The following is a 13649-nucleotide window of genomic DNA, read 5'->3' as shown; positions in this document are numbered from 1 at the left end:
TGCCTGGTCAGATCGGCTTGGGTGGAATCGTCGAGGGTGGCCGGGCGTCCGTCAACTCCGCCCGAAGCGGGACAAATACCGGAGCGGGGTGGCGGTTCCCCGGGCCGCCGGTACGCCGACACGCCTCGGCCCGGAGGGCCAATGGCCTTCCTTGCGGAGGGTCAATGGCCTCCCTTGCCGAAGTGATCCGCGTACGAACGCATGAGCTCGGGGACCCGCTCGGGCAGGCCGGGCAACTCGGCCGTCATGTCGGCGAGTTCGGCGAAGCGGCGGCCGAACACCCGTGCCGCCACGTCCGGACGCGGGATCGGGCCCGGCACCTCCGGCAGCTCGAAGGAGGGCCCCGCCGTCCGCCCCGGCCGGCCGGACGGCAGGGTGACCAGATGCTCGGCCAGCGGCCGCATCATCCCCGTCATGACGTCGATCGCCGCGTTCATCAGGCGGGAGCGCCGCAGGCTGCTGTCCGCAGCGGCGCCGAAGTGCTGGACCATGAGCTGGTTCATGAGGAAGTACGCGTGGTTGAACGCCACCAGCGCGGCACGGGCCTCCGGGGCGGTCACCTGGTCGAGGGCCGGATTGCCCGCGTGCAGCGACGGGTTGCGCAGCACCGGGTAGGCGGGGCTCCACGGCGGGCGCCGCCCCGGCGCCCTGTCCCCGCGGTGTTCGGCGGCGAGCAGGTCCGAGATCCGCAGGAACGTGTCGTAGTGGGACTCCTCATCGGGTGCGGCGCTCGGCAGTGTGTTGCCCTCGCCGTGTTCGGTGACGAAGTCGACGGCGAACAGGGCGCTCGCGACGTCGTCGACCTCCAACTGGTAGTCGGGGTGCGCGGCGTTGACCGACTTGCGCATGAACAGGTGGTGCTCACCCCCGCCACGCCCCCGCTCCACCGCGAAGAGGTCCGGCACGGTGGCGATGCCCTCCCGGATCGCGGCGTACAGGTCGCTGAGCGACTCGTACGGGTAGGCGCGGCCGTCACCCCGTTCCCGGGCCGCGTCCTCGGCAAGGTCGGTGCCGATGTCGTACGGCTGCTCCAGGGCGATGAACCGCTGCACGCTGCCCGGACCGAACGCCTCCAGGCTCATGTCGAGCGGCATGCGCAGGCGGCTGTTGAGGGTGCCGAAGTCGATGCCCGGCATGTGGAACGGCATACCCATCGCGGTGATGATGTTGTTGATCACCAGGAAGTGCGTCATCTCCTCACGGGCGACGCCCATCAGGGTGCCGCGGATGCCGTTGCTGAGGGTCTCCCCGCCGTCGCCGCACGCCAGGCGGAGCTGGCGCGGGCTCCACTCCCCGCGCCGCACCAGCTCCCGGCCCGCGCCGTACAGCGGGATCGACCACCCGGCGTACAAGTACTGGAGCATGACGGCGAGTTCGACGGTGGCGGCCTCCCGAAGCGCCTCGTGGAGCTGCGCGCGCGTGGTGAGGGCGTTGTCGCGCGGCCGCCGGGGCACCGTCCTGGGCGGTGGTCTGCGGTCGGCCTCGTCCTGCCGCAGATAGGCGAGCAGCAGCCTCGCCTGGGGGCCGGTCATGTCGCGGGTGGGCGGCATGTAATAGGTCTTGTCCTTGTTGGCGGGGTCGCACATCAGCCAGATGAGCCGTGCGTAGGTGGCCACCCGGGAACGGTCGGCGAGGCTGAAGATCTCGTCCGTCATGAAGGAGTGGAGCAGTTCGTACGGGGCGTACACCTCCCGGTACAGCACGTCGAAGGTGACCTGGTCGCGGGGGATGTCGTCAAGGTGCCGGGTGTCGGGCAGGGCCCGTACGTCCACGGCGCAGACGGCGGGCCAGTAGCCGAGGAGGTCGTCGTTGTCGTACGCGCGGGCCGCGGATCCGGACGCGGCAGGGTCGCACGGCGGTTCGTCCCCCGCCGGCAGGATCAGCAGCCTGGTGGTGCCGGGGGAGGCATGCCGGACGGTGAAGGCGCCGCGGCCCTCGGCGTCGGTCGTCAGGGTGCAGGACGCCGCCCACTCGCCGTCGTCGCCGTCCTCCCGCCCCGCCGTCGCGGGGCATACGTCCACGATCCGCACGTCGCCGCACCGGGCGCCCGCCGCCTGCGCCACCGGATGGCCGGGCAGCGCGCGCGGGTTGAAGAACTGCGTGACCCGCAGCTCGGCCCCCGGCGCCGGACGCCCCAGGCGGTAGGCGCGCAATGTCACCTCCGTGGCGTCCCCGGACGGTTCCGCGGGGTCGAGGAAGAGGGCGGAATCGTCGACCAGGACCACCGTCTCCTCCTCGGTCAGGAGAACCTCCGGCCGGCCGCCCGCGGGTGCGCCGACGAGGGTCATGGGCTCGGCGGCGGGGGAGGAGAGCGTGGGGACGGTGACGAGCCCGCCCGTCAGGTCGGTGTCCCCGAGATAGGCACTGGCCGGTACGCGGGCGATCAGCCGCCCGGAGTCACGCGTACGCAGCTCCAGGTCCCCGACGTCCAGGCGCGGGCCGAGCGGGTGCAGCGGCCCGGGGCCGGGCTCGGCGCCCCGGTGGACGACGGGCACGGCGGTGATGAGGTCGACCGTGGTGTGCTCGTCGCTCACGCTGACCGCGGCGCTGTGCAGCGGGGCCGCCGTGCCCGAACGGCGCGGCCCGCGGGCGGTGAGCGGGCGCCCGGCCGGGCAGGTCCGCTCCTCGTCGCGGCGCCACGGCGCGAGAGTGCCGCGCAGTTGCCAGAAGTCCGGGGCGTCGTGGGTCTGGGGCGTGGCCATGTTGGTGAGCGCGAAGCGCACGACGAGCCCCCCGAACTCCCCCTCGGCGACGCGCGCGCGGAGCAGCCGGGCGGCCTCGGAGGTCTCCGTCTCCTCCGACCAGGTCAGGCCGTGTGGGGACGGGACGGCGAACTGGTGCACCACCGAACGCGAGAACTCGGCCGCCAAGGGATGGTCGCCGGCGTCGAGGACGTGGCGGGAGTTCTGCCGGCGAGGCGGCTGAAGACCCGTGACATCGCCGGTCGCCAGGTAGCCGACCTCGTGCGAACGGCCCTTCCTGCCGAAGCCGAACTGGCCGACCATGAGCGTGGTGGTCCAGCGGGACGCCGGGTCGACGTCCAGGACGCGGGCGCGGTTGTGGGTCGTCGACAGGTAGTCGTTGTAGTGGCCCCACATGTCGACGTGCCTGCCGACGACGGGGTCGGACGTGTCGGCCTCGCCCGGGGCCCGTTCCCACGCGGTGATCCGGGCATCCACCCAGAAGTGCCCGTTGCCGCCGAAGTTCCAGCCCTTGACCGTGCCGAACCGCCCGTCGGCGGCGACCCGGCCGTCCGGGTCGAAGCGCCGCCCCAGCCGGTCGAGATGCTCGTGGTACTCCCGCGGCGGCCGGTCCACCGGGAACGGCCGGCCGTCGGCCGTCAACGCCCGCTGGTGGGCGAGGTCGTAGAGACCGCCGCGCGGCCCGGTGGGCAGCCGGGTCACCGCGGTGCCCGCGAAGTGCAGGCGGGGCAGGTCGAAGATGCTCACCGGGCCCCCTTCAGCGCCCCGTCGATGGCCGTCACCGCGGCCAGCGCGGACTCGATGGCACCGTTGATCCAGGCCGGGGTGGCCGAGCAGTGCTCCCCGGCGAAGAACAGCCGTCCCTGGGGGCGGGCGGCCCGCCGCATCTCCTCGGCGCACCGCGCCGCGTCGCTGCCCCAACGCCAGCGGCGCGACGTGCAGCCGTTGCTCCAGCGGTTGCCCGCCCACGCGACGCTCGCCGCGTCCAGGACGACACCCGGCTCCTTGAGCTGCGGGTACAGCCGGGCGAGCTCCTCGACCACGGCCGCGTGCCGGACCTGGGCGGGAAACTGCCCCAGCAGATCGGCGTCCTCGGCGATCGCGTACGAGCCGAGCAGGGTCGCCCCCTTGGCCGGATCGCCCTCCAGCGGCGGGTAGTAGGTCTGCCGGGCGCGCCCGCCGGTCGCCGAGCCGCCGCCCCGGAGCCCGTCCTCCTCCCAGAACGCGTCCCGGCAGTGCAGGGCCGTCTTCGTCGCGGCCCCGTACTCGACACTGCTGATGACCTCGCGCTTGTCGTCGTCGAGGCCGGTCAGCGCCATGCCGCGCAGCACGGAGAAGGGCAGTGTGCACAGGACGGCGGGGTACGGGCGCGTCGACTCCCGGCCTTCGACCCGCAGTCGTACGTCGGTCCGGTCCTGGCCGGCATGGATCGAGACCACCTCATGGCCCACCAGGACCGGAGTGCGCAGGCGCTCCGCGAGGCGGTCGGAGATCTGGCTCATCCCTCCACTGAGGTACATCAGATCGGTGTCGGTCTCCAGGAGGAGGTCGTCGAGGAAGCCGTACAGCCGCGGACTGCAACCGGCCCGCAGCTCGGGGTGGTCGCGGAACACCGGGCCGAGGTGGAGCCGGTCGGCCCGTACGCCGTGGACATACGGCGCGAGGTCGATGTCGTCGGCGAGCGGGAGAACCGTGGCCAGTTCGGACGCGAGATTGTCGCGCAATTCGGCCGGTGCCACCGCACGGACGAGGGCGGCCAGCCACGCACCGAACAGAAGGGTGGTCTCTTTGTACGATTCCCTGCGCGGCGCTGGAATGAGGCTGCGCAGATCGGCCATGAGGGGGGCGGCGGCGTCCTTGACCCGGACGTATCCGTTTCCGATGGCCAGGTAATTGTTGTCGTCACTGAGGATTGTACGGAACGGGCGCAGCGCGGATTCGAGACCGAGTTTCTTCACGTACTCCATGGTCAGTTCATGGGAGGAAGGGATGCGCATCGCGCCGAGTTCCGCGTACGGAGCGTCGTCCGCCGTGCCGAACCGGTGGGTGTAGACCCGGCCGCCGATCCGCTCGCTGCCTTCCAGGACCGTCACCCGGTGTCCCAGGGCCTCCAGTTCGGTCGCCGCCACCAGACCCGCGACGCCCGCGCCGAGGACCGCGATGTCCAGGCTTCCGTCTGCTGTAGTTTCCTGCTCCAACTGCGTTGATGCCCACATGGCAGTCGACTGTGCGCGATCACCGCCCCCCGCCACATCCCCAAGTCGGGACCCCTCACGGACGGCGATGGGGCGCGCGCGGAACGCGCGTACGAGGGGCGTGCGGGTCATCCCGCGTGATCGCGTAGGTTGCACGTCCGGCCTCCGTCGGGCCGCGCGAACTGCTCATACGCTGAACGGAATCCGGCTTTCCGAGACACAGTTCCGAGGGGGTTCCTGTTCATGGACCATAGGGTCAAGGAAATCGTGATTCTGGGCGGCGGCACGGCGGGCTGGATGTCGGCCGCCTATCTGGCGAAGAAGCTGGGGGACACCGTCCGTGTCACGGTCCTGGAAGCGCCGTCCATTCCCAGGATCGGCGTCGGAGAAGCCACCGTACCCAACCTTCAGAGGGTCTTCTTCGACCAGCTCGGCCTCGCCGAGGAAGAGTGGATGCCCGAATGCAACGCGGCCTACAAAGTGGCCGTCAAGTTCATCAACTGGTCCACGCCGGGAAAGGGTGAGGCGCACGCGCGCGAGATCGACGGCCGCCCGGACCACTTCCATCACCCCTTCGGGCTGCTGCCCGAACACGACGGTCTCCCGCTCTCGCACTACTGGGTCTACGACCGCAAGCGCGGCGCCACCGACAAGCCCTTCGACCAGGCCTGCTTCCCCGGCGTCGCGATCATGGACGCGCTCAAGGCCCCGCGCGATCACGCCGGCGAGCCGGTCACCCGCTACGCCTGGCACTTCGACGCCCATCTGGTCGCCGATTTCCTGCGCCGCTTCGCCACGGAGAAGCAGGACGTCGTCCACGTCCAGGACGAGATGGTGGAGGTCCGCAGGGACGGGCGCGGCCATGTCACGGCACTGCGGACCAAGTCCGGTGCCGTCATCGAAGGCGACCTGTTCATCGACTGCTCGGGCTTCCGCGGGTTGCTGATCAACAAGGCGATGGAAGAGCCGTTCATCGACATGAGCGACCATCTGCTCTGCAACAGGGCGGTGGCGTACGCCCTGCCGAATGACGACGAGGCGAACGGCGTCGAACCGTACACCTCGGCGATCGCGATGGAGTCCGGCTGGACCTGGAAGATCCCGATGCTCGGCCGCTTCGGCACCGGCTACGTCTACTCCGACGCCTTCGCCGACCAGGACCGGGCGGCCACGGACTTCTGCCGGATGTGGGGGCTCGACCCGGACGAGGTGGGCGACCGGCTCAACCACGTCCGCTTCCGCGTCGGCAGGAACCGTCGCGCGTGGGTCAACAACGTCGTCAGCGTCGGCCTGGCGTCCTGCTTCCTGGAACCGCTGGAGTCGACCGGCATCTACTTCATCACCGCGGCCCTCTACCACCTCGTGAAGCACTTTCCGGACCAGCACTTCGACGCCGTGCTCGCCGACCGCTTCAACGCGGAGATCGAGGCGATGTTCGACGACACAAGGGACTTCATCCAGGCGCACTTCGCGCTCTCCCCGCGTACCGACACCCCCTTCTGGAAGGCCAACAAGGACCTCCGCCTCCCCGACGGAATCCAGGAGAAGGTCGCCATGTACCGCGCGGGGCTGCCGATCAACCCTCCGGCGAGCACGGAGGGCGCCTACTACGACAACTTCGACGTGGAGTTCCGCAACTTCTGGACGAACGGCAGCTACTACTCCGTCTTCGCCGGCCTCGGCCTGGAGCCGGACCATCCCCTGCCCGCGCTCATGCACCGCCCGGACGCGGCCGGCGGTGCCCAGTACCTGTTCGACCGGGTCGCCGAGGAGCAGCGGAAACTGGCCGAGGTGCTGCCCTCGAACCACGAGTACCTCCTGCGGCTCCACGGCAAATGACCACCGCGAACCCGTCCTCGACGGACATCGACGACTACCGCACCCTGATGAGCGCGTTCCCGACCGGCGTGGCCGTCGTGACCAGCCTGGACGCGGACGCGCAGCCACGAGGAGCCACCTGCTCCTCCCTGTGCAGCGTCACCCTGGCCCCGCCCACCCTGCTGTTGTGCCTCAACACCACCAGCAGCACGCTGTCGGCCATCCGCGACAGCGGCGGCTTCGCCGTGAACCTGTTGAACTCCTGTGCCCGCGACACCGCCGTCATGTTCTCCACCCCGGTCGACGACCGGTTCGCGGCGGTGACGTGGCAGCGGTTCGGACGCTCCGGCCTTCCCTGGCTGGCCCGGGACGCCTTCGCGGTGGCCGAGTGCCGGGCCGCCGAACTGTCCACGGTCGGCAGCCACACCGTGGTCCTCGGCCGGGTGGTGAGCAGCTTCTCCGTTCCGGGAGTGCCGCTGCTCTACGGCCTCCGGCAGTTCTCCCGGTGGGCTCCGCAGCCGCAAGGAGCACATCCGTACGCCCCCGAGGGCGTGTGACAACGATCCCGTCGACAGAGAGGCAGCTCATGCCGCCCAACGTGGCTTCCCAGGACGCGTCCATCCCGCCCACCGCTCCGACGCCCGACGTCATCGAAACCTCCTACGACTTCGCCGCCGAGCTGCTGTCCCAACTGGGCGGCAGCAACTTCCACTGCGGATGGTGGGATTCGCCCGAGGACCTCAGGAGCCTCCCCGAGGCGCAGGACCACCTGACCGGCCGGGCCATCGCCGACCTGGCGGTGGGTCCGGGTGACAGGGTGCTCGACCTGGGCTGCGGCATGGGCGGCCCGGCCCTGCGGATCGCCCGGGAGACCGGGGCGGACGTACTGGGCGTGTCCGTCATCCCGAGTCACATCGAGGAGGCCACCCAGCAGGCCGCCCGCGAGGGACTGGCGGAACAGGTCCGCTTCGAGGTGGCCGACGCCCACCACCTGGAGTGCGCCGAGGCGAGCTTCGACGCCGTCGTCGCCATCGAGTCCCTGGGGCACATGGACCGCCCCGTCGTCCTGCCCCGCCTGGCCAGGGCCCTCAAGCCGGGCGGCAGGATCGTGGCGTACGACTACTTCCTCCACGGCTCGGCGAGCGCCGCCCAGAAGGCGGTGGCGGAGGCGTTCCGGGGCATCGCGCTGCTCAGCGAGTACCCGCGGCCCGAAGAGATCGCCCGGCAGGTCGCGGACGCCGGCCTCGACCTGCTGGAGTTCCGCGACGTGACCGACCGGACGTCGACACCGACGTACGCCCGCTTCGGCCGGCTCTTCAGGGAGGAGGTCGCCCCCGCGCTCGCCGCGGTGTACAGCGAGGACTTCCTCCAGGGCTTCCTGGACCTCTTCGCCGGCTCGGACGCCTGCGGAGGCCCTCACCACTACGCCCGGTGGACCGCCCGTCGTTGACGAGCTGACTGGTGCTCGGCTTCCCGCGGGCGGAAGCCGTTCGGGACTAACCGCTGCGTTCCTGGCCGAGCGTCAGGTCGACCCGGACCGGTCCCCCGGCCGTGGCCCGTGCCCCCGGTTCCACGCGGACGGTGGCCTCGGCCGTGCCGGACGGGCCCATGAGCGGGTCCGCCCGGCACGTGAGGGTGTACAAGCCCGGTGAAGGTGCGCCGAGGGAGAAGTGTCCCTCGGCGTCCGTCAGGGCAGCGATGTCCGGCAGGGGCCGGGGGCCGTCGGTGAACAGGACGTGGGCGCCCGCCACCGGTGTGCCCGAGGTGTCGCGGACGACACCGGTGATCTCCACTCCGGAGCTGCTGCCGCTCATGGGGTTCGGTTCACGCCTTCCACGCCACGTAGTTGTTGTACACGGGGGTGGTGAACCTCGTACCCGAGTTCACCCGGGAACCGCCGTAGGCGTGTATGGCGAAGCCGTAGCGGTTGTTGTTGTCGATGCGGTAGACGGAGCTTCCGCTCTGTCCGCCGGCGGTGTCGATGTCGTAGTACACCTTGCGCGCGGCGACCGAGTCGACCCCGCGTGCCGCGTACCAGAGTGTCCCCCCGGGCTTGTCGCCCGGATAGCCGGCGATGTTGCCCGTGGTCTTGAGCAGGTCCGAGTCCGAATATACGCCGAACCCGAACCAGCCCACCGTGGAACCGATGTTGTTGGGCGTGACGATGGCGCCGTAGTCGAAGTTCTCGTCGCCGTTCTCCGTCCAGCCGACCACGGAACGGAAGCTGGTGCACGTGATGCTGCCGTAGGGCAGCGAGCCGCCGTTGCGCCCGGGCATGACCTGGATGCTCTTCACCCAGCCGTCCCGTCCCGCCACGCCGCTGCCCTTGATGTAGACGCAGTGGCCCGCGGTGGCGAGGGTGTGGGGTCCGAGCAGCCAGCCGGTGCCCTGGTAGAGGGCGTTGTCGCGGGCCGTGATCAGCAGGTAGCAGTGCACCCGCCACGGATACACGCTGGTGTTGGTGATCTGTACACGGTCATCGGGGCCGTGCACCGTCTCCGGGGCCAGGGGCGGCGGGCCGAAGGACGCCTCGCCGATGTCGGGCAGTGTGGCGGTCGGTGCCGTCCAGGCCTCCGGCGCGAAGTGCTCGGGGCGGCGGTAGCCCTCGATGTGCTCCAGGCCCTCGTCCGTCGAGTGCTGGGGCTCGCCCTCGATCCCCTGGGAGGGTGGCTGCAGGACCGCTTCCTGCTCAACGGCGAGGGTGGTGGTGCCGTCCTCGGGCTCGTTGGTGACTGCGCTGTGCGGGTCTTGCGGCATGTTGGATCACCTGGCTTCTCTGAGAGCTGCTATGTGATGCCTCGATGGACGCCGCGGCCGCAACGTTTAGGGGTAATGCCTCTTCTACTGCCGCCGGGCAGGTGCCGCAATGGACCTTTCGCGCCTACCCGTCGGGGCGCGCGCCGGCCACCGAACGGGTGCCCAGCGCGTCGGCCGGCCGGCTCCCGTGCCCCACGTCGCGCTCGGGGCGCCAGCCGCCCGCGCCACCTCACGGTGAACGCCCCGGACCGGCTCCCAGCAGCCCGCCCCGGCGCCCGCGCCCCGCCCGCCGCGTGAAGGGGCGAGGCACGATGCCTCAATAGCGATGCGAACAGACGGCCACGGGAAGCGGACGGCCGCCCACCGCGCCGCGCCCGGACGCCACGCTCCGGCGGGCCTTCAATGGACCTGCACATCCCATGCGCAGCGCGGTCACGGAATTCGGCACCAGTGCCGTTCGCAGTTTCGTGCATTGACCATAGAGCCCGCCCTTTGTGGTGAGAGTGTCCGCTTTGGTCGAAGGAGTCCTTCCGTATGTCGGCCGTGTGCTGGATTTCCGTCTGTGAATGTTGTGAAGGGGCTGTCCTCGCCCGGTGAACAGGCCTGCACGCAGCGACGATTCGATGCCGCTACCGCGATGGAGTGCCGCCACCTCGATTGGATGTACGACATGCGAACGTGCTTTGATCCTGGCCACCGCGGAATTCGTCCCCAGAAATCCGCAGTGTTGACAACACCTTTGCACCGCTCATGAGAAGGGCAGTTCACACCATGAACCACATCTCCCAGGTCGAGACCCTCGAGATTTCCGACGCCGACCTCGACAACGTCTCGGGTGGCCTCTCCGCCAACGCCGTCGGCACCGTCACCGGCGTCGTCGACTCGATCGCCCCGGTCTCCTCCACCGTCGGCACGGCCGTCGGCCTCGTCGAGGGCACCACCGGCCTGAACACGGCCCCCATCGCGGGCCTGGCCACCAGCACGGTCGCCGGTCTCTGAGTCTCGACCTCGCTGAGACACCCTTGATCCATGAGCCCCGGAACATCCAGTTCCGGGGCTCATGGACGCCGTAGGCAAAGTAAGGAAAGCGTCCCGTGCAGTTCCGCCAACAGGCCCTGTCCAAGCTGCAGTCGCCCGAGGAACTCGACCTGCCGGTGCGCTACGCCCGCCCCCAGGGCCTGCTCGTCCTCGCCGTCACCGTCGTCGTCATGGCCGCCGCGAGCATCTGGGCCGTGACCGGCTCGGTCTCCTCCACCCTCCGCGCCCCCGGCATCCTCACCCACGGCCAGGGCAGCTACGTCCTGCAGAGCCCCGTCACCGGCCAGGTGACCCGCGTCCTGGCAGAGGACGGCGAGCGGCTCTCCGCCGGCGCCCCCGTGCTCAACGTCCGTACGGAGCGGGGCGACAAGACCGTACGTGCCATCGCGGCGGGCCGGGTGACCTCCGTGGTCGCCAGGATCGGCACCGTCGTCACCACCGGCGCCGACGTCGCCACCGTCGAGCGCGTCTCCGGCACCCACGACCCGCTCCTCGCGATGTTCTACGTACCGGCGGACAGCGCGGCCACCGTACCCGTCGGGGCCTCGGTGGACGTCACCGTCCAGTCCGTTCCCGCGGAGGAGTACGGCAAGCTGCGCGGCCGTGTGAAGGCCGTCGGGCGGGCCACGCAGAGCGCGCAGAAGGTCGCCGGTTTCCTCGGGGACAAGGAGCTCGCCGGGCAGTTCACCAAGGACGGGCCGCCCGTGGCCGTCCTCGTGCGGCTCGACCGCTCCGCCACCGCCAAGTCCGGCTACGCGTGGACCAAGCAGGGCCCGCCCTTCGCCCTGGAGTCCATGACCCCGGCCGCCGGCGCCTTCCACCTCGCCGAGCAGCGACCGATCGATTGGCTGCTTCCGTGACCGCACCACACCCGTCCCCGGCAGCCCAGCAGCCCCTGCCGCCCCCCGGCGGCCGGCGCAGGCACCGCCCGGAGCCCCCGCGCCACGGCCGTCGCGCCGCACCGCGCCCGGCGTCGAAGGGGAAGCGGCAGAAGACCGTCCGCACCCCCACCGTCCTCCAGATGGAAGCCGTGGAGTGCGGCGCCGCCGCCCTCGCCATGGTCCTGGCCCACCACGGACGGCACGTCCCGCTGGAGGAGCTGCGCATCGCCTGCGGCGTCTCCCGCGACGGCTCGCGGGCCAGCAACCTGCTCAAGGCGGCCCGCGGTTACGGCCTGACGGCCAAGGGCATGCAGATGGAGCCGGCCGCGCTCGCCGAGGTCAAGGCGCCCGCGATCCTGTTCTGGGAGTTCAACCACTACGTCGTCTACGACGGCCCGGGGCGCCGCCTGGGCCGCCGGGGCGTGCACATCAACGACCCCGACAAGGGCCGCCGCTTCGTTCCCGCCGAGGACTTCGACACCAGCTTCACCGGAGTCGTCCTGGTCCTCGAACCGGGGGCGGACTTCCGCCCCGGAGGCCGCAGGCCCGGCGTCATGAAGGCGCTCCCGGCGCGGCTGCGCGGCACCACGGGCACCATGCTCGCCGCGCTCTTCGCCAGCCTGCTCCTCGTGGCCGTCGGCGCCGCGCTGCCCGCGCTCAGCCGCACGTACATCGACCTGTTCCTGATCGGCCACCAGACCTCGCTGCTCGGCGCGCTGTTCGCGTCGATGGGCGCGATGGTGGCCCTCACCGTGGTGCTCACCTGGCTGCAACAGGCGAACCTGCTGCGCGGCCGCATCATCTCCTCCACCCTCAGCAGCGCCCGCTTCCTGCGCCATCTGCTGCGCCTGCCCGTCACCTTCTACGCCCAGCGCAGCCCCGCCGACCTGGTGCAGCGCCTCGCGTCCAACGACGCGGTCGCCGAGACCCTGGCCCGCGACCTCACGGCCGCGGGCGTCGACGGCATCGTCGTCCTGCTCTACGCGGCCCTGCTGTGGACCTACGACCCCCAGCTCACCCTCGTGGGCGTCGGCATCGCCCTGCTGAACATCGTCGCGATGCGCGTCGTCATCCGTCTGCGGGCCACCGGCACCCAGAAGCTCCGCGCCGACAGCGCCAAGCTCACCACCACCTCGTACACCGGCCTCCAGCTCATCGAGACGCTCAAGGCCACCGGCGGCGAGAACGGGTACTTCCGGCGGTGGGCGGGCCAGCACGCCACCACCCTGGAGGAGCAGCAGCGCCTCGGTGTGCCGAGCGCCTGGCTCGGGATCGTCGCGCCGACGCTCGCGACGCTCAACAGCGCGCTGATCCTGTGGATCGGCGGCCTGCGCGCGGTCGAGGGACATCTGTCGATCGGACTCCTCGTCGCCTTCCAGGCCCTGGTGGTCCGCTTCACCGCGCCGATCACCCGCCTCAATGGCGTCGCCGGCCGCATCCAGGACTTCGGCGCCGACGTCGCCCGCCTCAAGGACGTCGAGAACTTCCCCGTCGACACGCTCTACTCCCGCCCCGAACCGGAGGCGAGCACCCGCCGCCTCAAGGGCCACGTCACCCTGGAGAACGTCACCTTCGGCTACAGCCCCCTCGACAAACCGCTCCTGACCGGCTTCTCCCTCTCCGTGGGCCCCGGCAGGCAGGTCGCCCTCGTGGGCGGCTCGGGCAGCGGCAAGTCGACCGTCTCGCGGCTGATCTCGGGCCTCTACAGCCCGTGGGAGGGCACGATCCGCATCGACGGGCAGCGCCTGGAGGACATCCCGCGCGGCGCACTCGCCGCCTCCGTCTCCTTCGTCGACCAGGACGTCTTCCTCTTCGAGGGCACCATCCGCGACAACATCGCGCTGTGGGACCCCTCCATCCCGGACGACGCCGTCATCGCCGCCCTCAAGGACGCCTGCCTGTACGACGCCGTCGCCCGCAGGCCCGGCGGCATCCACGGCCGCGTCGAACAGGACGGCCGGAACTTCTCCGGCGGTCAGCGCCAGCGCCTGGAGATCGCGCGGGCCCTGGTCCGCCGCCCCAGCATCCTCGTGCTCGACGAGGTGACCAGCGCCCTGGATGCCGGGACCGAACAGATCATCATCGACAACCTGCGCCGCCGTGGCTGCGCCTGCGTCGTCATCGCCCACCGGCTGAGCACCGTACGGGACAGCGACGAGATCGTCGTACTCGACCACGGCACGATCGTGGAACGCGGCCGGCACGAACACCTCGTCGCCGCCGGCGGCCCCTACGCCGACCTGGTCAAGGAGCACTGA

10 protein-coding genes are annotated in these 13649 nt (G+C 70.9%); 6 read left to right on the top strand and 4 right to left on the bottom strand.

Annotated elements, in window-relative coordinates:
- Positions 1-161 precede the first annotated feature (161 nt).
- Entirely contained in the window at positions 162-3449 is a 3288-nt protein-coding gene (locus tag ACRAKF_RS02145; RefSeq protein ID WP_447034983.1) for a ferritin-like domain-containing protein, read from the bottom strand.
- Positions 3446-4918 (bottom strand): flavin monoamine oxidase family protein, encoded by a 1473-nt coding sequence (locus ACRAKF_RS02140; protein WP_447034982.1) that lies wholly within the window; start codon positions 4916-4918, stop codon positions 3446-3448. The genes ACRAKF_RS02145 and ACRAKF_RS02140 overlap by 4 nt, the downstream gene beginning before the upstream one ends.
- Before the next feature lie 222 nt (positions 4919-5140).
- Between ACRAKF_RS02140 and ACRAKF_RS02135 the strand changes: the two genes are divergently transcribed.
- Genes ACRAKF_RS02135 through ACRAKF_RS02125 form a run of 3 tightly spaced genes read left to right on the top strand, consistent with a single transcriptional unit; the run spans position 5141 to position 8165 of the window.
- Entirely contained in the window at positions 5141-6736 is a 1596-nt protein-coding gene (locus tag ACRAKF_RS02135) for a tryptophan halogenase family protein (protein ID WP_447034981.1), read from the top strand.
- Complete coding sequence (locus tag ACRAKF_RS02130) at positions 6733-7272, top strand: flavin reductase family protein (RefSeq protein ID WP_447034980.1); 540 nt, start codon at positions 6733-6735, stop codon at positions 7270-7272. Before ACRAKF_RS02135 ends, ACRAKF_RS02130 begins: the two co-directional genes overlap by 4 nt.
- Positions 7273-7301: 29 nt before the next feature.
- On the top strand, positions 7302-8165 hold the full coding sequence (locus ACRAKF_RS02125) for an SAM-dependent methyltransferase (protein ID WP_447034979.1): 864 nt from the start codon (positions 7302-7304) through the stop codon (positions 8163-8165).
- A gap of 46 nt (positions 8166-8211) precedes the next feature.
- On the opposite strand, the gene ACRAKF_RS02120 is transcribed toward ACRAKF_RS02125, so the two are convergent.
- A complete protein-coding gene (locus ACRAKF_RS02120) occupies positions 8212-8529 on the bottom strand; it encodes a carboxypeptidase-like regulatory domain-containing protein (RefSeq protein WP_447034978.1) in 318 nt (105 codons plus the stop codon).
- 10 nt (positions 8530-8539) lie between these two features.
- Positions 8540-9472, bottom strand: a complete 933-nt coding sequence (locus ACRAKF_RS02115) for a trypsin-like serine peptidase (protein WP_447034977.1) — start codon at positions 9470-9472, stop codon at positions 8540-8542.
- A 771-nt stretch (positions 9473-10243) separates the two neighbouring features.
- Here ACRAKF_RS02115 and ACRAKF_RS02110 point away from each other — a divergent pair.
- The 3 genes from ACRAKF_RS02110 to ACRAKF_RS02100 all read left to right on the top strand — a co-directional run bounded on the left by ACRAKF_RS02110 (position 10244) and on the right by ACRAKF_RS02100 (position 13649).
- Entirely contained in the window at positions 10244-10471 is a 228-nt protein-coding gene (locus ACRAKF_RS02110; protein WP_447034975.1) for a type A2 lantipeptide, read from the top strand.
- A 95-nt stretch (positions 10472-10566) separates the two neighbouring features.
- Positions 10567-11370: an HlyD family efflux transporter periplasmic adaptor subunit gene (locus tag ACRAKF_RS02105; RefSeq protein ID WP_447034973.1), complete on the top strand. Its 804-nt coding sequence runs from the start codon at positions 10567-10569 to the stop codon at positions 11368-11370.
- Complete coding sequence (locus ACRAKF_RS02100) at positions 11367-13649, top strand: NHLP family bacteriocin export ABC transporter peptidase/permease/ATPase subunit (RefSeq protein ID WP_447034971.1); 2283 nt, start codon at positions 11367-11369, stop codon at positions 13647-13649. The genes ACRAKF_RS02105 and ACRAKF_RS02100 overlap by 4 nt, the downstream gene beginning before the upstream one ends.

This window comes from Streptomyces sp. DSM 118878 (assembly GCF_052936595.1).
Note: the sequence above shows the minus strand (reverse complement) of the source record. Positions and strands in the feature narration are given on the sequence as shown.